The 25,112-nt window shown below is 47.4% G+C and carries 21 protein-coding genes and 3 CRISPR repeat arrays (1 of these 24 cut by a window edge); of the genes, 12 read left to right on the top strand and 9 right to left on the bottom strand.

What is annotated here, in order from left to right; translation table 11 throughout:
* A CRISPR array of direct repeats spans positions 1-1,839; the repeat unit is 30 nt; unit sequence GTTTCAATCCCTTATAGGGAAGCTACAAAC (it extends 61 nt beyond the left edge of the window).
* Between the two features lie 786 nt (positions 1,840-2,625).
* Both QBE54_RS08325 and QBE54_RS08320 read left to right on the top strand, forming a co-directional pair.
* On the top strand, positions 2,626-3,099 hold the full coding sequence (locus tag QBE54_RS08325; RefSeq protein WP_369017733.1) for a helix-turn-helix domain-containing protein: 474 nt from the start codon (positions 2,626-2,628) through the stop codon (positions 3,097-3,099).
* Between the two features lie 294 nt (positions 3,100-3,393).
* The gene (locus QBE54_RS08320) at positions 3,394-3,648 is read left to right on the top strand and encodes a hypothetical protein (protein WP_369017732.1); all 255 of its coding nucleotides are present in this window, start codon (positions 3,394-3,396) and stop codon (positions 3,646-3,648) included.
* 1,316 nt (positions 3,649-4,964) lie between these two features.
* Here QBE54_RS08320 and arsB (QBE54_RS08315) read toward each other — a convergent pair.
* Both arsB (QBE54_RS08315) and QBE54_RS08310 read right to left on the bottom strand, forming a co-directional pair.
* A complete protein-coding gene (gene arsB, locus QBE54_RS08315; RefSeq protein ID WP_369017728.1) occupies positions 4,965-6,194 on the bottom strand; it encodes an ACR3 family arsenite efflux transporter in 1,230 nt (409 codons plus the stop codon).
* On the bottom strand, positions 6,184-6,663 hold the full coding sequence (locus QBE54_RS08310; RefSeq protein WP_369017731.1) for an ArsR/SmtB family transcription factor: 480 nt from the start codon (positions 6,661-6,663) through the stop codon (positions 6,184-6,186). Before QBE54_RS08310 ends, arsB (QBE54_RS08315) begins: the two co-directional genes overlap by 11 nt.
* 945 nt (positions 6,664-7,608) lie before the next feature.
* Positions 7,609-9,844: direct repeats of the CRISPR family, unit length 30 nt; unit sequence GTTTCAATCCCTTATAGGGACGCTACAAAC.
* Between the two features lie 606 nt (positions 9,845-10,450).
* Here QBE54_RS08310 and QBE54_RS08305 point away from each other — a divergent pair.
* Both QBE54_RS08305 and QBE54_RS08300 read left to right on the top strand, forming a co-directional pair.
* On the top strand, positions 10,451-10,585 hold the full coding sequence (locus QBE54_RS08305; protein ID WP_369017730.1) for a hypothetical protein: 135 nt from the start codon (positions 10,451-10,453) through the stop codon (positions 10,583-10,585).
* Positions 10,586-10,606: 21 nt separating this feature from the next.
* On the top strand, positions 10,607-10,792 hold the full coding sequence (locus tag QBE54_RS08300; RefSeq protein ID WP_369017729.1) for an ATP-binding cassette domain-containing protein: 186 nt from the start codon (positions 10,607-10,609) through the stop codon (positions 10,790-10,792).
* Between the two features lie 1,086 nt (positions 10,793-11,878).
* Here QBE54_RS08300 and arsB (QBE54_RS08295) read toward each other — a convergent pair.
* Both arsB (QBE54_RS08295) and QBE54_RS08290 read right to left on the bottom strand, forming a co-directional pair.
* A complete protein-coding gene (gene arsB, locus QBE54_RS08295) occupies positions 11,879-13,108 on the bottom strand; it encodes an ACR3 family arsenite efflux transporter (protein ID WP_369017728.1) in 1,230 nt (409 codons plus the stop codon).
* Positions 13,098-13,529: an ArsR/SmtB family transcription factor gene (locus QBE54_RS08290; RefSeq protein WP_369017727.1), complete on the bottom strand. Its 432-nt coding sequence runs from the start codon at positions 13,527-13,529 to the stop codon at positions 13,098-13,100. Before QBE54_RS08290 ends, arsB (QBE54_RS08295) begins: the two co-directional genes overlap by 11 nt.
* Positions 13,530-13,795: 266 nt before the next feature.
* Between QBE54_RS08290 and QBE54_RS08285 the strand changes: the two genes are divergently transcribed.
* Positions 13,796-14,032 (top strand): hypothetical protein, encoded by a 237-nt coding sequence (locus QBE54_RS08285; RefSeq protein WP_369017726.1) that lies wholly within the window; start codon positions 13,796-13,798, stop codon positions 14,030-14,032.
* 745 nt (positions 14,033-14,777) lie between these two features.
* Positions 14,778-15,008 (top strand): hypothetical protein, encoded by a 231-nt coding sequence (locus QBE54_RS08280; RefSeq protein ID WP_369017725.1) that lies wholly within the window; start codon positions 14,778-14,780, stop codon positions 15,006-15,008.
* Between the two features lie 504 nt (positions 15,009-15,512).
* Here the strand turns inward: QBE54_RS08280 and QBE54_RS08275 are convergent.
* The 3 genes from QBE54_RS08275 to QBE54_RS08265 are packed head-to-tail and all read right to left on the bottom strand — an operon-like array spanning position 15,513 to position 16,847.
* The gene (locus QBE54_RS08275) at positions 15,513-15,962 is read right to left on the bottom strand and encodes a hypothetical protein (protein ID WP_369017724.1); all 450 of its coding nucleotides are present in this window, start codon (positions 15,960-15,962) and stop codon (positions 15,513-15,515) included.
* A gap of 34 nt (positions 15,963-15,996) precedes the next feature.
* Positions 15,997-16,392: an ImmA/IrrE family metallo-endopeptidase gene (locus QBE54_RS08270; protein ID WP_369017723.1), complete on the bottom strand. Its 396-nt coding sequence runs from the start codon at positions 16,390-16,392 to the stop codon at positions 15,997-15,999.
* Positions 16,393-16,394: 2 nt separating this feature from the next.
* Positions 16,395-16,847 (bottom strand): helix-turn-helix domain-containing protein, encoded by a 453-nt coding sequence (locus tag QBE54_RS08265; RefSeq protein ID WP_369017722.1) that lies wholly within the window; start codon positions 16,845-16,847, stop codon positions 16,395-16,397.
* 259 nt (positions 16,848-17,106) lie between these two features.
* Between QBE54_RS08265 and QBE54_RS08260 the strand changes: the two genes are divergently transcribed.
* From QBE54_RS08260 to QBE54_RS08240, 5 genes are read left to right on the top strand one after another with little or no spacing between them, the layout of a single operon-like run.
* The gene (locus QBE54_RS08260) at positions 17,107-17,856 is read left to right on the top strand and encodes a helix-turn-helix domain-containing protein (protein ID WP_369017721.1); all 750 of its coding nucleotides are present in this window, start codon (positions 17,107-17,109) and stop codon (positions 17,854-17,856) included.
* Positions 17,856-18,605 carry an ATP-binding protein gene (locus tag QBE54_RS08255; RefSeq protein ID WP_369017720.1) on the top strand — a complete coding sequence of 250 codons (750 nt, stop codon included), beginning with the start codon at positions 17,856-17,858 and terminating at the stop codon, positions 18,603-18,605. The genes QBE54_RS08260 and QBE54_RS08255 overlap by 1 nt, the downstream gene beginning before the upstream one ends.
* A gap of 15 nt (positions 18,606-18,620) precedes the next feature.
* The gene (locus QBE54_RS08250) at positions 18,621-18,932 is read left to right on the top strand and encodes a hypothetical protein (protein ID WP_369017719.1); all 312 of its coding nucleotides are present in this window, start codon (positions 18,621-18,623) and stop codon (positions 18,930-18,932) included.
* A 9-nt stretch (positions 18,933-18,941) separates the two neighbouring features.
* Positions 18,942-19,379 (top strand): crossover junction endodeoxyribonuclease RuvC, encoded by a 438-nt coding sequence (locus tag QBE54_RS08245; RefSeq protein ID WP_369017718.1) that lies wholly within the window; start codon positions 18,942-18,944, stop codon positions 19,377-19,379.
* The gene (locus QBE54_RS08240) at positions 19,372-19,755 is read left to right on the top strand and encodes an RNA polymerase sigma factor (protein WP_369017717.1); all 384 of its coding nucleotides are present in this window, start codon (positions 19,372-19,374) and stop codon (positions 19,753-19,755) included. Before QBE54_RS08245 ends, QBE54_RS08240 begins: the two co-directional genes overlap by 8 nt.
* Before the next feature lie 124 nt (positions 19,756-19,879).
* On the opposite strand, the gene QBE54_RS08235 is transcribed toward QBE54_RS08240, so the two are convergent.
* Positions 19,880-20,287 (bottom strand): hypothetical protein, encoded by a 408-nt coding sequence (locus QBE54_RS08235; RefSeq protein ID WP_369017716.1) that lies wholly within the window; start codon positions 20,285-20,287, stop codon positions 19,880-19,882.
* A 655-nt stretch (positions 20,288-20,942) separates the two neighbouring features.
* Positions 20,943-21,440: a CRISPR direct-repeat array (repeat unit 30 nt; unit sequence GTTTCAATCCCTTATAGGGACGCTACAAAC).
* A 1,171-nt stretch (positions 21,441-22,611) separates the two neighbouring features.
* Here QBE54_RS08235 and QBE54_RS08230 point away from each other — a divergent pair.
* Positions 22,612-23,637 (top strand): LacI family DNA-binding transcriptional regulator, encoded by a 1,026-nt coding sequence (locus QBE54_RS08230; protein WP_369017715.1) that lies wholly within the window; start codon positions 22,612-22,614, stop codon positions 23,635-23,637.
* Positions 23,638-23,672: 35 nt separating this feature from the next.
* Here the strand turns inward: QBE54_RS08230 and QBE54_RS08225 are convergent, their stop codons facing one another.
* Entirely contained in the window at positions 23,673-24,866 is a 1,194-nt protein-coding gene (locus tag QBE54_RS08225; protein WP_369017714.1) for an IS110 family transposase, read from the bottom strand.
* Positions 24,867-25,112 lie beyond the last annotated feature (246 nt).

Below are 25,112 nucleotides of genomic sequence, written 5' to 3'. Positions count from 1 at the left end.
GGAAGAAAAAAGTTTCAATCCCTTATAGGGAAGCTACAAACCATCCCAGCTAACTTCCAAGCCCGTCCCGCTTTCTTGTTTCAATCCCTTATAGGGAAGCTACAAACTCAGCCATTGCCACACCCCCCATTTCTTCCACAAAAGAGTTTCAATCCCTTATAGGGAAGCTACAAACTCTCATTGTTAGAGGCATAATAAACAATCTTTTCCACGGTTTCAATCCCTTATAGGGAAGCTACAAACTCCACAAAGAGTTCATCAACAACACGCTGCATTTCCAGTTTCAATCCCTTATAGGGAAGCTACAAACTTGCATGCCGTGCGTCGGCACTCTTTACCCAGGACCTGTTTCAATCCCTTATAGGGAAGCTACAAACTCCTTTTTCACATAGTGGTGCTTCAAACGCACCTTAGTTTCAATCCCTTATAGGGAAGCTACAAACATGCTCTTCTCAAGAACAAAGGAAAGCGGAATAGCAGTTTCAATCCCTTATAGGGAAGCTACAAACGCCACTTACCTGTCCCACTGAGGCTTTCAAATGTGCGTTTCAATCCCTTATAGGGAAGCTACAAACGGGCAGAGCCCCTACTCCCAGCCCTCTTCAAAGAGGGCTTGTTTCAATCCCTTATAGGGAAGCTACAAACATAGTGATTGGAGAGTTCAAGCATTTTTATCTGATGTTTCAATCCCTTATAGGGAAGCTACAAACGGCGTCTGGATTGACCCCAGGCTCGATGAGAAGATGTTTCAATCCCTTATAGGGAAGCTACAAACAACCTATACGGGTTCGGTGTAAGGTTTGAAAAGGTGTTTCAATCCCTTATAGGGAAGCTACAAACGATGAAATCCCTCGATATTGGGCACGCTCCAGTTTATGCGTTTCAATCCCTTATAGGGAAGCTACAAACTGGGCGGTATTTTCGTGGTGTCATTGGCATAGGCTTGTTTCAATCCCTTATAGGGAAGCTACAAACCAGCAGGGCGCATAGCCCGAGAAATGTTGAAAGTGAGTTTCAATCCCTTATAGGGAAGCTACAAACCCTCAAGGATTTACTCGTCTACCAGCTCGAGAATACGTTTCAATCCCTTATAGGGAAGCTACAAACTGCCTATATTTGAAAGAAAGAACCTTTTTCATCGCTGTTTCAATCCCTTATAGGGAAGCTACAAACGAGACGAAGATGTACACGAAAATTGAATCGAGATTTGTTTCAATCCCTTATAGGGAAGCTACAAACCGTAATGCCGCATATAACAAAAGGAAGGAGGGGGCGTTTCAATCCCTTATAGGGAAGCTACAAACTTTCGGAACGTGTACAAAACACAAGCAAGCTCCTGCAGTTTCAATCCCTTATAGGGAAGCTACAAACCGGTTAAAATGTAAGCATGAGTGCGAGCAATACCTTGTTTCAATCCCTTATAGGGAAGCTACAAACTGTCCACGGCAGTGGTGGGGAATTCGCCCAGGCACGTTTCAATCCCTTATAGGGAAGCTACAAACGGAAAAAGGAAAAGGCAGGGAAGCGCAATGGCAAGAGTTTCAATCCCTTATAGGGAAGCTACAAACGGAGAAGAAGAAATGCATTTCTTTGTCGATGTATACTGTTTCAATCCCTTATAGGGAAGCTACAAACACAGGAAATGGAAATATCAACCTGGGGATTTAGGAAGGTTTCAATCCCTTATAGGGAAGCTACAAACTTCAGGTCTTCGCTTGCTGCTACAGTTTTTCTTGCTTCAGTTTCAATCCCTTATAGGGAAGCTACAAACATGGGGTATTTCTTACCTTCTTTGCGCTTCAATACAACGTTTCAATCCCTTATAGGGAAGCTACAAACCCGTAAAAGGGTTATAAATAAAGGCTTTTTAAAATCGATATTCACTTGTCAAGGTGCGTATCTGAAACCATTAAAACATGAACTAATCCCCATGTCAAGAGACTTACAACCCATTTTCATTTTTCTGTCGATCCCCAGGGGTTTTCCGGTTACCGGACATCGACAGAAAAATCACCCCGCATTGACCCCCAAAATACCCTCAAACCCCCACCGAAAGCCCCAGAGAAGCCAAAATACCCTAAAACCCGCATGAAAACTCAATCAGAGACCAAAACAGCACTATTTCGAGAAGCATTTTCTGTCGATGTATTGGAAGCAAGAAAAGAAAGGTCTTCCAGAAAGAGAAAAAGTTCAAAAATCGTGAAAGAAGGAGGTGTTGAAATAAGGAGATGCCGAAATAAATTCGGCATGACGGCGAAGTTGTCAGTTTGGGATGATCAAAACATGAGATCCCGAAACAATGGGATCCTGAAACAAGAGGTGCCGCAACAATGAGATCCCGCAACAAGGAGATCCTGAAACAAGGAGATGCTGAAACAATGAGACCCTGAAACAAGTCCAGGGTGACGGCTCCGCCGTCAGTTCAGGGCGGCACTGACAAGGCCGGCACCGATTCAAGGCGGCACCGAGAAAACCGTTGCCGGTTCAGTATGCTGAAACAGTGAGACCCTGAGGTTCGCTTCTGAAAGCGCTTCATCGGTTTTGTGTTACGGTTCCACTGATAAAGTTCAGATACATGTGAAACAGGTGGAGGAGAGAAAAGAAAGGAGGTAAGTAGACAAAAAGGTGCGGGGTCCTTTATCCTGGGTTTGGGAAGAAAAACTTAAGGATAGAAAGGAGGACCCCACACCTGTTACGAAGCTTAGCTCATACAGCAAGAAAAGTCTACAGGTTCATGGCACCGGTGTGTCAATGAGCATAGGCAACATCATTCCCTTCCCGACGAAAAAGCTATCAAAGATTAAAGACATTTCAAGGGAAGCGAAAGTAAGGCTTGCGTTTTTGGAATTTGCCCAAAACCACCCGGTATCTGTAACCTGCAGGCGATTCGGGATATCGAGGTCAACCTATTACAGGTGGAAGAAGAGGTTTAATCCATACAACCTGGGAAGCCTCGAAAACGAGAGCAGGAGGCCCAAGCATGTCAGAAAGCCGTCATGGTCGGTAGGGTTGGTGGAAAGGATTCGGGAATTAAGAAAGAAGTACCCGAGGTGGAGGAAAGCAAAACTGGCTGTGCTCATAAAGGGAAGAAGGGTTTGATGTTTCTGAGTCGACGGTAGGGCGATCATAAGCTGTTTTAAAGCGTAGGGGTGTTTTAAAAGAACCGGTAAATAAGGTCAAGGTGAGGAGGATACCAAGGAAACGGATATACGCCATAGGCAAGCCGCAAGAATACAGAGTGGAGAGGCCTGGGGATTTAGTTCAGATTGACACATTAGACATAAGGCCTGGACTTGGATGCGTGTATAAGCAATTTTCGGCGAGTGACGTAGTATCGAAGTAGTCGTTTCCAGACGAAGGAAGGCAGCGACGGCTTATTTAGCCAAGGAGTTTTTGGAGGAGCTGATAAGGGGGAGCCTGTTTGGGATAAGAGCTATACAGGTAGATGGTGGGAGCGAGTTCTATGCCGATTTTGAGCTTGGGTGTAAAGAGTACAGTATAAAGCTGTTCTGTTTACCGCCGCGGAGTCCGAAGCTCAACGCGGTGGTGGAGAGGCTCAATAGGACATACAGGGAAGAATTTTGGGCTGGTTATGATGGTGAAAATAAACTTAAAGGTGATGTGGCCGGAATTAAAGGAAGGGACTAGGAGAGTTTATAATCAAATTAGACCGCATCAAAGCCTGGGATATTTAAGCCCCGCCCAATATCTACAGCGATACGCTGCCGCCTACTGTCTCACATATGTTGAACTAGTACATCTACTGTGTGCTCTTCCTGAGCTTCGCCCACCATTTTTCTCTTATTCTTTCAAACTGGTAAGAGGTGAGATGATTTGCTCGCAAGTGATGCGGCAAGGAAACCTACGGTTTTAGTCGTTGGTAGCTGACTCAGGATACCGCTTAAAAAGCAACCCAGAAGTAGCGAAGGAACAGCCACGATGGCAATCGCTTTCAGGATTTGCTACACGATGAAGCTGACAATTTCCTGTCTTTGACGGTGGTAGCCACTATCCAGTCCAAAGATGCAATCTTTGAGTGATAAGCTAATTTTGCTACACCCTTCAATCGCTACGGAAAGCTGTGCAAGGAGGTGTACCCGGAAACGGTGGGTGGGAAAGAGAGCCCAGGTTTTGGGGTCGCGAATCTTTAACCTGGAGGATGTGAATGGCTTGGATGCTTAATGCTTTGAATCCCGAAATCGGATTGCCCGGGAAGGAGGGCAAAGAGCTTGTCTTTACCTGAGGTTTTCTAAAGCTTTTGCCGAAGCTTCTGCTATACCCTCAACTGAGCGGAGCGCTTTCTCTTCACAGTGTTTCACTGAGAGGGCCAACCCTTGCAAGAGTTGGATACTGCGCCTTGTGGTATGAAAGAGTCAGGAGAGGAAAGGGCTTGGCTTGAACTCTGATAAGGTCGTAGGGCTGGGTCGGCTTAAACTTAAGCCTCTGGAGAGGGAAGCCGCTTGCACGGATTTTGGGAGGTAACCCTTATATCTGGGTGCGCTCCCTCAATGAAAGCGGAAGTCCATTCTTTCATAGCCGGGGGAGGCCATATGCACAATGTGCCGAGCAGGGTTTGGAGGATGTGGCGGTTTCTCTGGTGTTTTTCGCCAATGTTTGGGAAAAAGCGAGGGATGATGCCGGCACGCAGTGGCACATAGGCACATAATTCTGGCAACGGAAAATGAAAATTATGGTAATAAAAAAACCACGGGTTCCAACGAACCTTCCAACCTTTTCTCGTCGAGGAATCCAGCTTTCACTAAACACCCTCGACGCTTCAGGCTCAGGCTTTTGCTTTCCTTTCGGAAAGCTTCGAGCTTTTCCCTTGCGGGCTTAAGCTCTTTTTCCCGAACCTCAGGTTTTCTGATTCCTCAGAACCCGTGGCATAGACAATAATACCACCCCCTGATTACTCTGTCAAGGGGTGGTAGAAAAAATTTTGCAATTTTTTTCGTGTTTTACTCTCAAGCTTCCTCAAAGGCTTCTCGAGCCACCATAACCTCTTCTTCCCGGGTGAACCAGTGGCTGGTTCGCAAGCAAATACGCACCAGCAAAAGCATCACCGGAACTTCAATCAGTACGCCCACCACGGTGGCTAAGGAAGCTCCTGAGGAAAGCCCAAAAATCATGGTGGAGGTGGCGATGGCTACCTCAAAGTGGTTGGAAGCACCAATCATTGCCGAAGGTGCAGCATCTTCATAGTTGAGTTTCAAAAGCCGGGCCAGGAAGTAACCGAGCCAGAAAATCAAGTTAGTCTGGATGAAAAGGGGAATGGCAATCCACAGGATGGTGAGGGGGTTGTCAAGGATTACTTCTCCCTTGAAGGAGAAAAGGAGCACCAGAGTGATAAGTAGCGCAACGATGGTAATGGGTGTTAAAAGGTGCAGGAACTTTTCTTTGAACCACTCTTCGCCCTTCCTTGTGATAATGCTTTTTCGTGTAAAATATCCGGCAACCAGCGGAAGTGCTACGTAAATGCTTATGGAAAGGAGCAGTGCCTGCCAGGGAACGGGAAGACGGCTCACGCCGAGCAAAAACCCTCCCAAAGGACCATAAAGGAGGAGCATGGTCAGGGAGTTGATGGCCACCATGACCAGGGTGTGGGCGTCATTGCCCCGGGCCAGATAGCTCCACACAAGCACCATGGCTGTGCAGGGTGCAATGCCCAAAAGCACGCAACCAGCGAGATACGAGCGCCACAGGGGTACGGCAAGCATTTTCAGCCCTTCAACCATGACCACCCTACCCACTCCGTAGGTAGCACCTACAGGAAGGTCAAGGCCAAAGGGCATTTTCACGTAATCGACGGCCTCGCTTCCTATCAGTCCCCGAAAGAGAAAGCCCAGGAAAAAGATGGCGATGGCGTACATCGTGAAAGGCTTCACAGCCCAGTTGATGAACAGAGTCAAGCCCACCGGTTTGAGGTTTTTCCCCGCTTTCAAGACGTTGGCAAAATCAATTTTGACCATGATGGGGTACATCATGAAAAAGAGACAAATGGCAATGGGAATAGAGACTACCGGGGCTTCACCAACGTAAATTGCCATACCGTCCAAAGTCTTGGCTACGTTGGGCGCAACTTTTCCAAGCAGGATTCCGCCCAGGATACACAAAGCTACCCAAAGGGTGAGGTAGCGCTCAAAAAACCCCAGCGTTCTTGCTTCCTGAGGAGTATTCTGAGTGTTATTTTTCATCGGAAATCACCTCTTTTTGAGTGGGTTGGAGATTGCTTTTAGAATTGACGCTTGACTTGCCCTGATTTTCACAGGCTTTGCTTCTTTTGCATATTTCTTTTAGAAGACGGGCGTCCTTTCGGGCTTGCTCGCTTTTTCCAGCAAAGTTGATGACCCACGCCAGGGCTTCCCTCGATGTAGGGGAAGCTTCATTTCCCGAAAGGAAACAGCGAACCCATTTCCCATCTTTCCGGGTTTCAATCAGGCCGGCCTGCCTGAGGATGGATAAGTGTTTGGAAACCGTGGAAGGGGAGAGCTGCAGAAGCTCTGTGAGATGACAGATGCAGTATTCTCCCTGGCTCAAAGCCAGAACAATGCGAATGCGGCTTGGTTCAGCAAGTGCTTTGAAGATGGTTACCAGGTCGTATACTTCGTTTTTCATTTCGTCGTTTTCCCAAATATCGAAATGTTTTGCGGAGAATTGTAACATACCTTGAAAGGTAAGAAAAGTAGGGCGACGTATATTGTGGCTACAATTTTAAAAAGTCACACTCATTACTATTTTAAAGTATCGCTTACCAGGATAAACTGCCCCTTAAGAGAGAACCTGGTGTTGGCTCTTTTAAGGGGGAAAAGAAATGAAGTACTACGCAGTTACAAAGGTATAGATGAAAAGGTGTGCTGTACTACAGGATGGAATCTCGGAACTTGTGACCTTGAAAGCTGCAGCAGAGCTTCTGGGACTGGGTTATTGCCAAACCCTTCGGTTCAAAAAGCGCTTTGTAGCTCAGGGACTGGAGGGGTTATTGAGAAAAGCTCTTGATTGAGAAGGAATTCTCCACCCCCAAAAAGTAGAAGAAAGGTCCATTGCAGAAGAGAAGAATGCCCAAAGCAGGACTTCTGGTTCAGATGGATTCTTCCCTGGTGTAACCAGCACTACACCCTCCCAGTGGAAAGTGTCTATCGGGAGATTCCCAAAGGGGTAGACCTTTCCCTGGTCTTTTCCATCAAACAGCGAAGAAAGGTCAGAAAAGACAACACCATTAGCTATGAGGGAAGAATATACCAGCTACTCTCTGCTCACAGCTTCAGAAGCTATGCTGGGAGGTGGGTATAGGTATGTGAAACCTTAGAAGGTACCCTGCAGCTTTGCTTAACAGGTAAAGTAATCCCTTACCAGGCCTTTGAGAAACCAACCTGTAAGCAACTTAAAGAAGAAACATATTCCACCCCAAGGTCATCCCTGGAAGGGGTCCTGAAAAAAGAAGAAGGTGACATTTCAAGCTGGGAATAAAGCATGACTTGATTTTAGGAGTAACACACCATACCTTCTGGATGAATGTGAGATTCAAGAGGAAAGAAGAAGCCATGTTCAAAGTGCAAATGGAAAAGAAGAGGATTTTCAGAAAATGTACCTACAATACAATAAGTTGACGCTGTCATTCCTCCTGGGGAAGCTACAAACAGGACCTGGGGAGAGTTTTTACACGCAGCAAGGGAAGGTTTCAATCCCTTATAGGGAAGCTACAAACCTATAGAAGACTTAACAGGTGGGAAGATACTGAAGAGTTTCAATCCCTTATAGGGAAGCTACAAACAGGTTTGGAGAAGACAGGGATTGCGGGTATTATCCGAGTTTCAATCCCTTATAGGGAAGCTACAAACTTGATGCGGTGCAGGAAGTTGACCTATTGGTTCTTGAGTTTCAATCCCTTATAGGGAAGCTACAAACATAAAGAACGCTGTATCGTCAGCAATTAGCAATGTTTCGTTTCAATCCCTTATAGGGAAGCTACAAACAGTGGAAAAAATAAGAAAGGAGAGTGACACAATGGCGTTTCAATCCCTTATAGGGAAGCTACAAACGAAGCAATGGGAAACGGACGAGAAATTAGACAGGCGTTTCAATCCCTTATAGGGAAGCTACAAACTTGCAGTATGCGCTGTCGCTGCTTGCTGGGAAACATTGTTTCAATCCCTTATAGGGAAGCTACAAACACGGGTTCGACGAATGCAATTAGGGTTGTCGCAAACTAGTTTCAATCCCTTATAGGGAAGCTACAAACTGTTGCACCCGAAACTTCATCGCAATACATGTCCATGTTATCGAGTTTCAATCCCTTATAGGGACGCTACAAACGCGTTGTCGTTGCCGAAGGTTCAAAAGCGTGGGCATAGTTTCAATCCCTTATAGGGACGCTACAAACAAATGTGGTGTCCCTGCTCGATAGCGGGCTTTCCCTGTTTCAATCCCTTATAGGGACGCTACAAACATTACGCCGGAATGGGTCGAGGAGAAGCGCAAACAGGTTTCAATCCCTTATAGGGACGCTACAAACGTGTTCCACCCGAGCTGTTCGGTGTGCTGCAAAACTCGTTTCAATCCCTTATAGGGACGCTACAAACGCATAAGATGACGGGGTGTCAGAAAGCTCAAGAAATGGTTTCAATCCCTTATAGGGACGCTACAAACACATTTCTGCAATGTCGTACTCCCCAAAACCCTTAGGTTTCAATCCCTTATAGGGACGCTACAAACATCGAGGGGTCAATAATCCTAATAACATCATTCCCGCGTTTCAATCCCTTATAGGGACGCTACAAACGCAGAACCAAAGGAGAGGCGCTTGTTCAGTTCGTTTGTTTCAATCCCTTATAGGGACGCTACAAACGTGGTATATATGCCGTTAATATCAATTCACCAGCAATGTTTCAATCCCTTATAGGGACGCTACAAACGAAAAATTTGATGATTTATATACACCTGTTTATGCTAGTTTCAATCCCTTATAGGGACGCTACAAACGCGTCTTTTGGTAAAAACACTTCCCACTTCTTGCCGGTTTCAATCCCTTATAGGGACGCTACAAACCTTGGCGAGGAAGTGCCATTTTAAATATGCCTGGGGGGTTTCAATCCCTTATAGGGACGCTACAAACAATAAATGTACATTTTGAATCCCCCTTTTTGTGGGCTGTTTCAATCCCTTATAGGGACGCTACAAACGCTCTAAGGCATCCTGAAACCAGGGAAGGGTTTCCAGGTTTCAATCCCTTATAGGGACGCTACAAACGAGGCTTCGTCGACAACAACGAGAATATTCTCCGCAGTTTCAATCCCTTATAGGGACGCTACAAACGATGAAAACCTCCTGGGCACGCTTGATCCAGGCGATGTTTCAATCCCTTATAGGGACGCTACAAACGAAATAGGCTTTTTTATGAGAGGGGAAATTATATGGGAGTTTCAATCCCTTATAGGGACGCTACAAACTTTAGGACCGTAAGGGCTTTCAGTTCCGTAAAAAGGTTTCAATCCCTTATAGGGACGCTACAAACACAACCAGGATGCCGAGAAGAAAATACAAAACAACGCGGTTTCAATCCCTTATAGGGACGCTACAAACACGGGGGAGATCACCGGCACGGCATGAGAGACCTTCGGTTTCAATCCCTTATAGGGACGCTACAAACTATTGATATTCAACAGTAGCGGTAAACTCCTCTGTGGTTTCAATCCCTTATAGGGACGCTACAAACCTCTCCATCCCAGCTCAAGTCAGGGATGAGTGGGTGTTTCAATCCCTTATAGGGACGCTACAAACCATGGTGCATTTAGCCCAGGACTCCAAATCCGTTGCCGTTTCAATCCCTTATAGGGACGCTACAAACCCGTAAAAGGGTTATAAATAAAGGCTTTTTAAAATCGGTATTCACTTGTCAAGGTGCGTATCTGAAAGCATTAAAACATGAACTAATCCCCATGTCAAGAGCCATAGAACCCATTTTCAATTTTCTGTCGATCCCCAGGGGTTTTCCGGTTACCGGACATCGACAGAAAAATCACTCTTCAACCACCCCAAAAATACCCGAAAACCCGCATAAAAAGCCATACAGAAAGCAAAAATGCCCTCAAACCCTCATCAAAACTCAATCAGAAGCCCTTCAAAGAGCAAATCGAGAACCATTTTCTGTCGATGTATTGGAAGCAAGAAAAGAAAGGACTTCCAGAAAGAGAAAAAGTTCAAAAATCGTGAAAGAAGGGAGTGTTGAAACAAGGAGATGCCGAGAAACGAGACCCTGAAATAAATTCAGGGCGGTGTCGAAAAAGCCGACACCGATTCAGGGCGGTGTCGAAAAAACCGACACCGATTCAGGGCGGCAACGACGAAACCGTTGCCGGTTCAGTATGACAAAAGCGTGAAATTTGTCAGTTTTACGTGACGGACTTTGGAAATCCTAAAGCAAAGAAATGCTAAAACCCTGGGATGCTGAAGTTTGCTTCCCAAACCGCTTCATCGGTTTTTTGTGTTGCAGTTCCACTATCTGCTCCCTGAATGGAACGCCCTGGAGAATGTACTCATTCCCTACTGGATTCACTCCGGCAGGCCGGGCAGGGAAGTCGTCGAGTGAGCGCTGTATCTCCTGGAACAAGTGGGGCTCAAAGACTCCGTTTACAAGCGGATTACCCTGCTTTCTGGTGGTCAAAAGCAGCGGGTGGCCATTGCCCGGGCTCTTTTAAATGATCCCCAGCTACTCCTGGCTGATGAGCCTACTGGGGCCCTGGATACCAGGACTGGAGAACAGGTTCTGGAGCTTCTTGGTGGAGTGGTCGGTTAGCACTCTCGAGCCATTGATTTTTCTTGTGAAGTTCAACTTGTGCGAGCTGTTCGCTGTTTGAAGTATAGACCCGATTTCATTTTTGGGGTATTTGGTAAAGCTGATAATTTCCTGCCTTTTGATGCCTGGTGATCACTATCCAGCCCAGAGGTTCAATCTTTGAGTAATAAGCCAGCTTCGCTACACCGTTTAATCGGTATGGAAAACTGTGTAGTGAGGTGTATCCGAGAAAGGTGGGTGGGAAAGAGGCGGCACAGCTTTTGGAGTCGCGAATCTTTAACCTGGAGGATGTGAATGGCTTGGATACTTAATACTTGGAGCCCCAACATCGGATTGCCCGGGGAGTAGGGCAAAGAACTTGCCTTTGCCTGAGGTTTTCTAAAGCTTTTGCCGAAGCTTCTGCTATACCCTCAACCAAGCGGAGCACTTTCTCTTCACAGTGTTTCACTGAGAGAGCCAACCCTTGCAAGAGTTGGATACTGCGCCTTGTGGTATGAAAGAGTCAGGAGAGGAAAGGGCTTGGCTTGAACTCTGATCGGGTCGTAGGGCTGGGTCGGCTTAAACTTAAGCCTCTGGAGAGGGAAGCCGCTTGCACGGATTTTGGGAGGTAACCCTTATATCTGGGTGCGCTCCCTCAATGAAGGCGGAAGTCCATTCTTTCATAGCCGGGGGAGGCCATATGCACAATGTGCCGAGCAGGGTTTAAAAGCTGTGGCATTTTCTCTGGTGTTTTTCGCCAGTGTTTGGGAACAAGCGAGGAATAATGCCAGCACGCAGTGGCACATAGGCACATAATTCTGGTAACGGAAAACTCTGATACAAAAAAACCACGGGTTCCAACGAACCTTCCAACCTTTTCTCGTCGAGGAATCCAGCTTTCACTAAACACCCTCGACGCTTCAGGCTCAGGCTTTTGCTTTCCTTTCGGAAAGCTTCGAGCTTTTCCCTTGCGGGCTTAAGCTCTTTTTCCCGAACCTCAGGTTTTCTGATTCCTCAGAACCCGTGGCATAAGCAATAATACCACCCCCTGATTACTCTGTCAAGGGGTGGTAGAAAAAATTTTGCAATTTTTTTCGTGTTTTACTCTCAAGCTTCCTCAAAGGCTTCTCGAGCCACCATAACCTCTTCTTCCCGGGTGAACCAGTGGCTGGTTCGCAAGCAAATACGCACCAGCAAAAGCATCACCGGAACTTCAATCAGTACGCCCACCACGGTGGCTAAGGAAGCTCCTGAGGAAAGCCCAAAAATCATGGTGGAGGTGGCGATGGCTACCTCAAAGTGGTTGGAAGCACCAATCATTGCCGAAGGTGCAGCATCTTCATAGTTGAGTTTCAAAAGCCGGGCCAGGAAGTAACCGAGCCAGAAAATCAAGTTAGTCTGGATGAAAAGGGGAATGGCAATCCACAGGATGGTGAGGGGGTTGTCAAGGATTACTTCTCCCTTGAAGGAGAAAAGGAGCACCAGAGTGATAAGTAGCGCAACGATGGTAATGGGTGTTAAAAGGTGCAGGAACTTTTCTTTGAACCACTCTTCGCCCTTCCTTGTGATAATGCTTTTTCGTGTAAAATATCCGGCAACCAGCGGAAGTGCTACGTAAATGCTTATGGAAAGGAGCAGTGCCTGCCAGGGAACGGGAAGACGGCTCACGCCGAGCAAAAACCCTCCCAAAGGACCATAAAGGAGGAGCATGGTCAGGGAGTTGATGGCCACCATGACCAGGGTGTGGGCGTCATTGCCCCGGGCCAGATAGCTCCACACAAGCACCATGGCTGTGCAGGGTGCAATGCCCAAAAGCACGCAACCAGCGAGATACGAGCGCCACAGGGGTACGGCAAGCATTTTCAGCCCTTCAACCATGACCACCCTACCCACTCCGTAGGTAGCACCTACAGGAAGGTCAAGGCCAAAGGGCATTTTCACGTAATCGACGGCCTCGCTTCCTATCAGTCCCCGAAAGAGAAAGCCCAGGAAAAAGATGGCGATGGCGTACATCGTGAAAGGCTTCACAGCCCAGTTGATGAACAGAGTCAAGCCCACCGGTTTGAGGTTTTTCCCCGCTTTCAAGACGTTGGCAAAATCAATTTTGACCATGATGGGGTACATCATGAAAAAGAGACAAATGGCAATGGGAATAGAGACTACCGGGGCTTCACCAACGTAAATTGCCATACCGTCCAAAGTCTTGGCTACGTTGGGCGCAACTTTTCCAAGCAGGATTCCGCCCAGGATACACAAAGCTACCCAAAGGGTGAGGTAGCGCTCAAAAAACCCCAGCGTTCTTGCTTCCTGAGGAGTATTCTGAGTGTTATTTTTCATCGGAAATCACCTCTTTTTGAGTGGGTTGGAGATTGCTTTTAGAATTGACGCTTGACTTGCCCTGATTTTCACAGGCTTTGCTTCTTTTGCATATTTCTTTTAGAAGACGGGCGTCCTTTCGGGCTTGCTCGCTTTTTCCAGCAAAGTTGATGACCCACGCCAGGGCTTCCCTCGATGTAGGGGAAGCTTCATTTCCCGAAAGGAAACAGCGAACCCATTTCCCATCTTTCCGGGTTTCAATCAGGCCGGCCTGCCTGAGGATGGATAAGTGTTTGGAAACCGTGGAAGGGGAGAGCTGCAGAAGCTCTGTGAGATGACAGATGCAGTATTCTCCCTGGCTCAAAGCCAGAACAATGCGAATGCGGCTTGGTTCAGCAAGTGCTTTGAAGATGGTTACCAGGTCGTATACTTCGTTTTTCATTTCGTCGTTTTCCCAAATATCGAAATGTTTTGCGAAGCATTTTAGCAGGATTCTTGCAGATGGTCAAGTGGGTTAAAGGTTTTTCAGGAGCCGTTGCGTAGGTTGGATACTGCACATTATTGCTCTAAATCACTTTTAGCAAAAGCTCAAGTAAGAGCCAAAGATGCAGTGCTCCTTTAAACACTGCGAAGTGAAGTAGTGGGAAGGGGGAAGTATGAGCACAAGTTCTGAAGGCTTGCCGAAAAGCTTTTTCCTTTGCTTGGGGAATGAGTTTTCGATCCTTGCAGGTATGGTGGGAAAGCTTAGATTTTAAAATAGTTTGTGCTTCCGCTTTGGAGAAGGTGATGGAGAAGAAAGTCAGGAATTCAAGGCAAGACAGAGAAAACCACTCCAGAGAATACAGAGCTTTGGTCCTTGATGGGATATGGTTTAAAGAGCGTAAGCGAAAAAAGGAAATGGAACTGGTAGCTTTGGGAGTGAGTCTGGTGGCAGCTCTGAAGTAGGGCATGAAGCGTTGCTCCTTCTCTGAGGGCAGCTCCTACCGGGAGAAACTCTGGATTACAGTTACAGTGTATCCTGAAGCAAAGAGAGATATATCTTTCGCATTTTGGAAGGACTCTGGAGGGAATGCTTTAGAAGATTTACTGGCAAATCTTTGAGGTGGAGAGCTTCCAAAAAGCACAAAGGAAACGGGAGCTTTTCTGCAACAAGTGGCAGTGTGAAAAACCCACAGTAATGAAGCACTGCAGAAACGAAAAAGAAGGCTCTTTACCTCTTGGAGTCTTCCCTATCACCCGAAGTAGAGAGTGATCTTCAACACTGTAAGTTGACAATGCCGAGTTTTGGCTTGAGCTTCCTGCTCATTGCTTTCATTATTTATAATAAGGTTATAATGGCAATTTCTCTCACCTTTAAAAGGCGGGCTCTCTTGCTTTTATCATCTGCAAAGGTAGCCCGAAAACTATCCGAAAGGATAGATACTGACCAAAGATGGCAATCTAATATGCTGGATGCGCATATAAAGAAGGAAAAGAAAGCATCAGTAGACCAAAACCTATTGATTACCAGCACCTGTATAAAAAGCGGACCTATCAAATAATAATGCATACGGATGTTTTGCTGAATCCAATGATTGAAAGCCTCTTTTATGAGGTGGTTGATTATTTGTTCAGCATAAGGAGCCTATCAAAGAGGGGATTGGTAACTACCATAACTGCAATTGATAGAAAATAAAGAAAGGGTGAAAGCATGGAACCCAAAATAGCTGTTACTGATATCTTGGACTTGTGCAGGTTGTTAGGCATAGAGGAAGCAGTAATGCGCGAAGAAGAACCGATACCGCCGAATGTATCACTTGAAATATATCTGGCAAAAATGGAAAACCTAAAGATGAACATATTAAGACGCTTGCTTGATGCCAACATTCTAAAGTTCGAAGTAGAAGAAGATAAAGTAGTGCTGGAGCTGGTTATACAATAGATTTTTTCTATCCAATCTTTACCGCAGAAAAACGAGGAAGGAGGTTTGAAGCGCTGCCCTTCACCCCGGAAGGAAACCATGAATTGGAAAACAAAATAGCTGCATTCTCACCACTTTCACAAATCACTTCTTCTGGAGAAACTGCAGGATGCAAAAAGCACTGCTCTGCACAAAGCAGGCACCCATTTCCAAGGATATGCAAAGAACTGTTGAGCAGCTTCCAGGCAACTTGAAAAAAGCTTCCTCTGTAGACCAGGCAGCTTCCTCCCACCTTTAAATGGTGGACTTTCCCTTTCACGAGGGAAGCTTACGTGAATGTAGAGATTACCCCCAGCGTCTCTGTGGCACCTTCTTCAGAGGCTTAATTTGGTTGGTCCGGTCCCGACAAAGGCGATCAAGCGCTTTCTGTTTAGTGCAAGGGCTTTGTTCGGCTCAAACCCCGGGTTTTTTCTCATTCCCCTTGCCGGGCTTTTGTTGCGCTTTGGGGAAAACTGGGTTGTGGGTTCATTCCTTAAGTTCTATTTTGAGGAATATCTGGTATTCCTTGGCATCCGGGGGTTCAGGTGAGGTTCGGGCAGGCAAAATGCGCAAAATCACCATCCGGTATGCTCCGAAAATCATCTCCTGGGGCAGCTGGGATTCAACGATTTCCACATCCATTTCTTGGTTTCCGATTTTGAGGCGGGCAATCACCCCTCCTTCCCAAAAACACTCCATCCCCTGCGGACAGCGGGAGTCCTCAACAATTCCTTGAAAAGAAACCCTTACGTTGCTTCCTTCAACCACCACCTGCTCGCCGACTTTAATGCTGAACTCCTCCCCGGGTCGCACCCGTGCACCCTGGGTGCAGCCTAAAGTCAGTGACAAACTGGCTACCAAGAGCAAGGCCATGCAAAACCCCGTAACGCGCGGGCTTTTGGCCTGCTTGCGCGCACGAAAAAGCCACTTGCGCACCAATTTCCCCCCTTGCACATTGCTGGTTTCGTGCTCAGGGATATTCCCAGCCCTCCTTTGCCTGCAAGTAGGCTTCCCGCAGGCTTTCGCTCATCAGGCACCAGGCAAAATAGTCTGCTTCCCGGTCTTCCCGGAGCAGTTGGTGTTCGTGTCCCAGCATGAGGGGGCGGAAGAAGTGGTTCCAGTGCAAAAGAAAATGCCCCAGCTCATGGAGGACCACCTGGGCCTGTTCCGGCTCGCTCAAGCGCTCGTTCACACAGATGTGGGGCTTGCCTCCCGGAATTTGCACCAGCATACCCCGCACTTCGGCAAGGTCCCACCAGTCAACCACAACTCCCTGACTTTCGGCAAGCATCACCGCTTCCGGGAGGGAGTTCACCTGGTCAAATTGTTTCGCCCGCTCTTCCACGATGTATCCAGTCCAGAACACCATTAGCCTTCTTGCTCCTTAACTCTGCGTTTTCTTCTTTGCTTTTTGCCTTTGCCTTCCTGCTCCAGCAGAAATTCGAGATACGAGAGAATGTTCTGCTTGGCTTGAGGCGAGAGCTCGGAAACCCGCGCAAAAAAGAGAGTGTCAAATTCTTCACTGGTTTCCTGGAGTTTGAAGTTTTCATCTCCGCACTCAGCAAGCAGTCTTCCCAGGTCGATTTTCAGCACTTTGGCGATTTTCTCCAAAGTTGCCAAGCTGATGTTTTCCATTTTTCCCCGCTCGTAAAGCGAAGTGGTGGTTCGGGAAACCCCACACAGCTCTTCCAGGTCGCGCAGAGAATAACCCCGCATTTTGCGTATTTCCTTAAGCTTTGCTCCCAGCTTCTTCCTGTCAAGCATGTTCATCAACTCCATAAAATTTTTCTGGTGCACACTTCCATTTTGGTCAAAGAACATTGACTTTTTGTATAAAAAATCATATAAAATTGATGAAAGCTGTTTTCAAATAAAGTATTTCATTCCCAAGACACAGTCAAGATTATAAGACCGAGGGTAGGGGAAGTCAACCACAAAGGGATAAACCTCGCCTTTTAGCCCCGAAAGGCACCCCTTGTCCCCAAAGTGTGCAGTTTTTGGAAGCTGTGTCGCTCTTTCTGAGTAGTTTATGGAGGAAGAAACTGCACTGTGCAGTGCACAAAGAAAGGAGTGCTCAAAAATGCAAACTTTTATCAAGCTACCCCATGAAGTAGTGGTGAGGCTGGGGGAAATTGCTTGTGAAAGAAAGTGTCCTTCCGTGTTTCCAGTTTACCTAGCCCTACTTTTTCATGCTGACCGGAAAGGCAAGTGCTTTCCCAGTTATGGGCGGATAAAGGAAGTGTCGGGGATAAGCTCTGATGCATCAGTGAGAAAAGCCCTGCGCATTCTTGAAGAGTGCGGCCTGATCAGGAGGGAGAAAAGGCACGGTATGCACGGAAACAGTATCTACTACCTCCAAACTTCACTCAATGAAGAAACACTCAGTGAAGAACACACTTCAATCAATGAAGAATGCACTTTGCTCAATGGAGAACACACTTCAATGAGTGAAGCGCCAAACTTCAATCAATGTAGTCCTAAACTTCAACCATTGAAGAGCCAAACTTCAATGGTTGAAGAGGAACTATATTCATTTAACTATAACCATTTAACTATCTCTCATTTAACTAAAGGGAAAAACGAGAATGAGAGAGAGAAAGCAAGAACTTACCAACCTTTTGCTGAACGAGAGAAATGGGAGAAGAAAATCAAAGAAGCGATGAGCGCTTTGCTCGGCAGAGATATTGTTCCCTTAGAGCAGTACTTCTTAGAGAAAGCCCTTTTTTCCATTCCCGGTGAAGAGCTTCTGCAGTTTCTGGAGGAGCGCTACCTCAGCCACCCCCAGGAATTCAAAGAGCAGGGCCTTTTCATCCTGGAGGAAATCAGCTGATGAGTACCCCTGTTTCCTCACCTCCATGCTGTATCTTCTGCGGCAGGCCTTTCAGGGAGCAGGCTCTTCCTGAGCATCTGCTTCGGCTTCCCGGAATAGGGGAGAAGTTGCGTTACGTTCCCCAGTGTGACTGCTACCGCAAGGAAAGAGAGAAAGAAGAGAGGAGGCGCAGAGAAGAGGAAGCCCGCCGGCTGCAAGAGGAGCACTTTGCGGAGCTTTTCAAAAGGTCTCGCCTAGCTCCTCGTTTTGCAAAAAGGACCCTGTCCAGTTTTCATCCCCGGGACGCCAGGCAAGAAGAAGTGCTCCAGGTCTTTAGCGATTACCTGTGCTCTTTTGGGGAAGTGCGGAGCAAAGAACTCAACGGCATTTACCTTTTCGGTGCTCCTGCCCGAGGCAAAACCCACCTTGCAGCAGGTCTGGTGAACGAGCTTTTACAGCAGGGTGTGTTCTGCATTTATGCAAAGTGTGCGGAGCTTCCGCCTTCCCTGCGTGCGCACTTTCGGGATGGCGAAAAAGAAAAGGTAATTACTCCCTTGCTGGAAGCAGAGCTTTTGGTGCTCGATGATTTAGGAGCGGAAGAGCGCCGGGACTGGTTTTTTGATGATTTATACCGCATCCTTGATCACCGCATGGAGTGGCTGCTTCCTACGGTAATTACCTCTAACCTTTCACCTGCGGAAGTGTGTGCGCGCTACGGAAAAAGAATTGCTTCACGCATTGAGAGAATGTGCAAAATCCTGGAGGTCTGAAAGGAGGATAAAGGGATGGAAAGAAGCTTTGAAAATCGGGTACAACTTGCCTGCCGGCTTTGCGTCCGTGCCCTGGTGATTGAGGGGCAGGGTCCGGAAATCAGGCTGTTTCTGGAGGGAAAGACCAGCCGGGGGACGGTTTTTGTCCCGGCCATCATCCGGGGTGAGCTTGCGGAGCGGATGAAAGAGGAAATCCTTTTCTGGCAGGAGGGAGACCAGGTGTTCCTGGAAGGGGAACTTGACTGGGAAAGCCGCTGGGACGGAAACCGGCCTCGCTACTTCCTCCTTGTCAACGTTTTCGAAGCCCAAAAGGTGGAAGCTTTTTGAGGTGTTCCGGTGCGCATTTTGAGCCTTGACCCGGGAACTCGCAACTGCGGTTATGCGGTTTTTGAGGAGAGTAAGCTCCTTTGCGCAGGCTGTATAAGGACTAATCCACCGGTGTATGCTGGACTTTTAGAGCGTGTTTCTGCTTTGTGCGGAGAATACACGCCAGAGGTTGCGGTAGTCGAGGGTGCTTTTCAGCGCTCTCGATACGCAAACCCACACATTGAAGCCGTAGGCATTATCAAGGCGGTGCTGGAGCAAAGAGGAGTAAAGAGAGCAACCTATGCGCCCTCTACCTGGAAAAAGCTCCTGCTTGGAAACGGCAGGGCGAAAAAACAGGAAGTGATGCGCTTTTTGAGCGAAAGGGGTTACAGCGCAAAGAACACTCACGAAGCCGACGCAGTGGCACTGGCACTTACCTACCTTGGGGAGGTTGCAGGAAGTGGATGAGCGGGAGGCTGAATATTTCGAAGAACTGCTCCGCAGTGAAGGTCTGTATTTAAAGCGCCACCGCAGGGAAGTGCAGGCTTTTTCCTGGGTGCTTGAGCAAGCAACATACGAAAAAGAGGACGCAGAGGACAGCGGTTGCGGGGAAATTGAGATTCCTTTTCGGGTGCTCTCACCCATGCAGCAGGAGGTAATTTACTGCCTGTTTTACGACATGCGCAGCCTGAACGAGACGGCAAAGCATCTGAACATTTCGCGAAGCAGTGTGAAGGTGCACCGGGACCGGGCGCTTAAAAAACTGCGGGAAGAGTTGGAAGAAAGAGGAATGACCGGCTTACAGGGAGCATTCGGAAAAGCCCGCTCTTTTGAAAGTGAATGAAGGGCAAATAAGTTGCCGATTTGACATTGTGCGACATAGGGTTTTTGGGTTGGACTGGTCCAAACTTAAACTTCTGGAGGAGGAAGTTGCTTACGCGGATGCGGGGAACAATCCCTGCATCCTTTTAGTTTTTCTTGGCAAAAGAAAAAACCCCGCTTTTAGAGGTGGGAGGAGGCTGCCTCAAGCGGGGGTGCTGAGTTGAGATTTTCGGCATCACTGCTTTAGGTAGAGTGGAGCTGATTCTGCCTTCCCGAACCAGAAAGCGCAGGTGTTTTCCCAGTCGGGGATTGAGTTCAAAGAAGGAGTACCCTTCCTGGGCCAGCTCCAGGAAAAAGAGCCGTCCTGTGGTCCCAAAACCCTCGACAACCACTTCGGCAGAACTGGGAACCAATTCCCGGAAGGTGGCGATTCCTTTTGCTGAAATGGGCAGGGAAAGGTTGCAGTAGACCTGAGAAGGAGAGCGGAGAGCAAGCTGAATGGCATATCTTCCGGGGTCAATTCCCCAGGCAAGAAGTTCCAGAGAGTGGGTCATGGGGATTTTCTCTTTTTGTCCTCGGGGAGAAGGAAGGGGGAAGGGGATGACAATTGACGCTATGGTCTCCAGGGAGCAACGTTGAGCCGGTCTTCTCCCCTTCCCACTGCTTAAGCATTTTTATTTGAAGGTAGAATAACCTATTCATCCTGAACCGGCACCGGTTCTGCCGGTGCCGCCCTGAACCGGCATCGGTTCTGCCGGTGCCGCCCTGAACCGGCATCGGTTTCGTCGTTGCCGCCCTAAACCGGTGTCGGCTTTTTCGACACCGCCCTGAACTGACCGAAATCAACGATTTCGGTCATCCCGAACTTGTTTCGGGATCTCTTTGTTTCAGGGTCTCATTATTTCAGCATCCCCTTATTTCAGGATCTCTTTATTTCAGCCTGCCTGGCTTTAATCCGAGCCCTGAGATGCCGAAATAAATTCGGCATGACAAACCTTAGATTCCCCTTGTTGTTTCGGCATCTCCTTATTTCGGGGTTTCATGGTTTCAGTATCCCTTGTTTCAGGATTTCAAAAGCCCGTCAAGCTAAACTGACAAATGACGTTCTCACGTCATGCTGAACTGACCAAAATCAACGATTTCGGTCATCCCGAACTTGTTTCGGGATCTCATTATTTCAGGGTTTCCTTGTTATTTCAGCATCTACGAGTTTCAATCCCTTATAGGGACGCTACAAACGTAGCGTGCGGGATTGTCAGCAACACGAGATTTTATTCGTTTCAATCCCTTATAGGGACGCTACAAACGGATACTATTTCATCAATATGTATCTTTCTGATTTGTTTCAATCCCTTATAGGGACGCTACAAACGCAAGAGTAGCTGCAGAAAGAGCTGCAAGGTATGCAATGTTTCAATCCCTTATAGGGACGCTACAAACCGTTTATATTAACGGTTTTTGGATTTGCTACACCCATGTTTCAATCCCTTATAGGGACGCTACAAACGCGTTGTCGTTGCCGAAGGTTCAAAAGCGTGGGCATAGTTTCAATCCCTTATAGGGACGCTACAAACAAATGTGGTGTCCCTGCTCGATAGCGGGCTTTCCCTGTTTCAATCCCTTATAGGGACGCTACAAACGCCTTGTGGTACTTCGCTCCTAAACTCATGCACTGGCGTTTCAATCCCTTATAGGGACGCTACAAACCGTAAAAGGGTTATAAATAAAGGCTTTTTAAAATCGGTATTCACTTGTCAAGGTGCGTATCTGAAAGCATTAAAACATGAACTAATCCCCATGTCAAGAGCCATAGAACCCATTTTCAATTTTCTGTCGATCCCCAGGGGTTTTCCGGTTACCGGACATCGACAGAAAAATCACTCTTCAACCACCCCAAAAATACCCGAAAACCCGCATAAAAAGCCATACAGAAAGCAAAAATGCCCTCAAACCCTCATCAAAACTCAATCATAAGCCATTCAAAGAACAAATCGAGAACCATTTTCTGTCGATGTATTAAAACACTCTACTTAAGCACCTTTCAGAAAGAGAAAAACCCCAGAAATCGTGAAAAAGATGCGAGGTCAGGTCTTTACTTTTTGGGTTTTAGGGGATGCTGAAACAGAGAGACCTCGAAATAAGGGGATGCTGAAACAAGTTCAGCATGACAAAAATGGGAAATTTGTCAGTTAAGTATGACTAAAACGTGAGATGCCGAAATAGATCCTGAAACAAAAGACCCTGAAGTCCCTCATGCTGAGCTGACGGTAGGTTCGTCATTCCGAACTTGTTTCGGAATCTCGGGGTTTGGGTTAAACAGTGAGACCCTGAAACAAACAGACCCCGAAATAAAGAGATCCTGAAATAATGAGACCCTGAAACAGACCCCGAAATAAGGGGATGCCGAAACGAGTTCGGCATGACCGAAATCAAAGATTTCGGTCAGTTCAGGGCGGTGTCGAAAAAACCGACACCGATTCAGGGCGACACCGACAAAACCGGTGTCGGTTCAGCGTGACCGAAACCTTCGGTTTCGGTCAATTCAGCACGGCCTTAATTGTATTAAGGCCGGTTCAGGATGACAAAAGCTCCGCTTTTGTCAGTTCGGAATGACTGAAATCAACGATTTCGGTCGCTTCAGGGTGACAGCTTCGCTGTCAGCCCAAGACGGCTCTGATTGTATCAAAGCTGATTCAAGGCAATGGTGCAGGGCGCTACCGGTTCAATGCAAGCATTAGAAAATTTCAGAACCCGGGAAGCCGAGTTTCAGAGTACCGGCGGCTCTTGAAAAATTTTTGCTCCCTCTTGCCATTCCTGAGTGTTTCTCTATACTTTACTTAATCGGTTTAGTAAACCGGTTCAGGAAGGAGGGAAACGGGTGGTAACCATAGCTGAAATTGCCAGATTAGCAGGAGTATCCAAAACCACAGTCTCCAATGTACTCAACGGGAAGACGAACCAGGTGAGCGAAGAAACCAGAAAGAAAGTCCTCAAAATCATCGAAGAGTCCGGGTATTTTCCCCATCAGGCAGCCCGGGCATTAAAGTCGAAGCGCACCCGGACCATTGGGCTCCTTTTTCCACACATGCCCCTGCGCCTTTTATCTAATTCCTTTTTCTTTCCAGGTTTTTTGACCGGGGTGGCTGAGGCCTGTGAGGAGTTTAGCTACCAGCTCCTGGTTACCACCAGTTTCAAAAACTGCGATACCGATTTTCACTATGAGCGGCTCCTGAAAACTCGAAGTGTTGACGGCTTAATCGTCAGCGACATTTTTCACCATGACTCCCGCTTTGCAGTGCTCAAGAAAGCCTCAATTCCTTTTGTAAGCATTGGTAAACCAGAAGGCGGGGAGATAGAGGAAATCTACTGGGTGGACCACAACCAGGAGAAAATAGCTGAGAGAGCCGTTGACTACCTAATCGGCTTGGGACATCGGGATATAGCTTTTATTGGTCTTTCCTTGAAGCGGGTTTACACCGCGCAGAGGTTGCGGGGTTACCAGAGAGCGCTCAGGAAAGCCGGCCTTCCTTTCCGGGAAGAGCTTATCCTTTGTGAAGAGATGTGGCACGAAGAAGCAGAACGCAAAATCAAGGCCTTTTTACGGAAACTTTCTTCTTTCACGGCTATTTTCTCAATCGGCGGCAACCTTACCCTCGACTGTTTGCGGGTGCTTGAAGGGCTGGGGCTTTCCGTGCCTGGGGATGTCTCGCTCCTTGGAAACATTGAGGTTGAAGGAAAGAGGTTCTTAGGGATTAACCTTTCCGGGGTGAGGACCTATCCCAGAAAGCTGGGCTACGAGACGGCGAAAAACCTTATTAACCTTATCGAAGACAAACCAGCCCCAAAAAGCCTGGTATTGGAAGCCGACCTGGTAGAAGGTGAATCCTGCAGGAGGATTGGGTAGCACCGGGAGGCCTTGCTCTGGCAAAAAGGAGTCAACTATAAATAATGTGTAACTGGAACAAATTTTTCACCTTTCCTGAGCATAGCAAAGATAACCCTCAACAGCTTGTTACAGAGGGCAATCATTGCTTTTCTGTGGGGCATTCCCTCACCTCTCTTTTTCAAGTAATAAGCTCTAAAGTACTCATTGCAGCGCATAACTCCACTTGCCATGAGGTAGAGACATCTCCGCAAAGACTTAGAGCCCCTCTTGCTGATTCCACCTCGAGCATACCGGGAACCAGACTGTTTGATAGAAGGGTCAATACCTGCATAGGCAGCCAGTTTCCTTCGGTTTTCAAACCTGTGTATATCCTTGACTGCAGCCAGAAAATGAGCCGAGGTGATATCACTGACTCCTTTGATGGATTTGAGGAGTTCCAAGTTGTCTTTCTGGTTCTTTTGGATTTCCTCGATGAACTGTTTGGTAATCTCCTGGAGCTTCTGGTTGAGGAACCGGAGCATCTCCACTTCATGTTTGATGATCAGGGCATAGTTGGTGGTGGAGATACCGATGGAATCTCTGGCAAGTTCCAAGAACTGTTCAGCACTGAGAGATGGTTTTCTTCCTCTTGCTTTGAGCTTTCTGAAGACAGCCTTCACTCTGCCTGGGGAGGCTTTGAGAACCGAATGGGGAGTGGGAAATTCTTCAAGTACCGAGAGCAGGAAATCGGTGAAGATGTTGCGGTGAGCCACCAGTTCCGGGAAGACCACCACCAGGTGTTGTTTGAGCTGGGTCTTGGTTCTGGCAATCTGTTGAGTGAGGCTTTCCCTCACCCTGGCCAGGGCAGCCAGGTCATCCAGCTTGTCAGGGATGAAGTGAGGAATCACTTCCAGGTTTTTGAGCAGAAACCTGGCGATGGTGAGGGCATCAATGCGGTCAGTTTTGGTATTGCGCAGGGTGATGCTCTGAGAGAACTTTTTGATGAGGGCGGGGTTGATGAGTGCCACCGGGTACTGGTTGGTAATCAGGAAGGCCAGGAGGTTGAGGTGGTAACTCCCAGTAGACTCCACACCAATCAGGGAGTTGGGATAGGAGCTAATAAGCTGGCTGAGGGCAGTGAATCCCTCCAAGTTCATATGCAGTTGACCTTCACTGAGCACCTGCAAAGAAGCATCGATGATTGCATAGGTGAACCTGTCCCTGGAAACATCAATGCCTATGAAATACTGCCAGGAGTTTTTGTTCATGGCCAGACCTCGCAAAAGTTATTTTTGGTTTTTCGTCCCAAGTCCTATCTCCCGCTTGACAGTGGCTTGGTAGCCAAATCAACCAATAGGGACTTTAGGGACGGGGGACAGACTCCTTTTGAAGCTCTAAGGCTTAGGGGAACATGGTCCTCTGTCCCTTTTAAGTTTATACCATAATTATTCGTAGGAGGTGGGAATGAGATTAAAGCTACGTTGATAACCGCTTTCGGTTTACTGGTATTGGTA

Origin of the sequence: Thermatribacter velox (assembly GCF_038396615.1) — a bacterium.
Classification (GTDB): Bacteria; Atribacterota; Atribacteria; order Atribacterales; family Thermatribacteraceae; genus Thermatribacter; species Thermatribacter velox.
This window is presented reverse-complemented; position numbering and strand designations above follow the sequence as displayed.

Excerpts from the sequence above, each read along its gene's own strand:
- QBE54_RS08255 (WP_369017720.1), top strand. The coding sequence starts at position 17,856 with ATGAGTACCCCTGTTTCCTCACCTCCATGCTGTATCTTCTGCGGCAGG.
- arsB (WP_369017728.1), bottom strand. The coding sequence starts at position 6,194 with ATGAAAAATAACACTCAGAATACTCCTCAGGAAGCAAGAACGCTGGGG.
- QBE54_RS08260 (WP_369017721.1), top strand. The coding sequence starts at position 17,107 with ATGCAAACTTTTATCAAGCTACCCCATGAAGTAGTGGTGAGGCTGGGG.
- QBE54_RS08265 (WP_369017722.1), bottom strand. The coding sequence starts at position 16,847 with ATGTTCTTTGACCAAAATGGAAGTGTGCACCAGAAAAATTTTATGGAG.
- QBE54_RS08290 (WP_369017727.1), bottom strand. The coding sequence starts at position 13,529 with ATGAAAAACGAAGTATACGACCTGGTAACCATCTTCAAAGCACTTGCT.
- QBE54_RS08285 (WP_369017726.1), top strand. The coding sequence starts at position 13,796 with ATGAGTTTTCGATCCTTGCAGGTATGGTGGGAAAGCTTAGATTTTAAA.
- arsB (WP_369017728.1), bottom strand. The coding sequence starts at position 13,108 with ATGAAAAATAACACTCAGAATACTCCTCAGGAAGCAAGAACGCTGGGG.
- QBE54_RS08235 (WP_369017716.1), bottom strand. The coding sequence starts at position 20,287 with ATGACCCACTCTCTGGAACTTCTTGCCTGGGGAATTGACCCCGGAAGA.
- QBE54_RS08250 (WP_369017719.1), top strand. The coding sequence starts at position 18,621 with ATGGAAAGAAGCTTTGAAAATCGGGTACAACTTGCCTGCCGGCTTTGC.
- QBE54_RS08280 (WP_369017725.1), top strand. The coding sequence starts at position 14,778 with ATGGAACCCAAAATAGCTGTTACTGATATCTTGGACTTGTGCAGGTTG.
- QBE54_RS08225 (WP_369017714.1), bottom strand. The coding sequence starts at position 24,866 with ATGAACAAAAACTCCTGGCAGTATTTCATAGGCATTGATGTTTCCAGG.
- QBE54_RS08310 (WP_369017731.1), bottom strand. The coding sequence starts at position 6,663 with ATGTTACAATTCTCCGCAAAACATTTCGATATTTGGGAAAACGACGAA.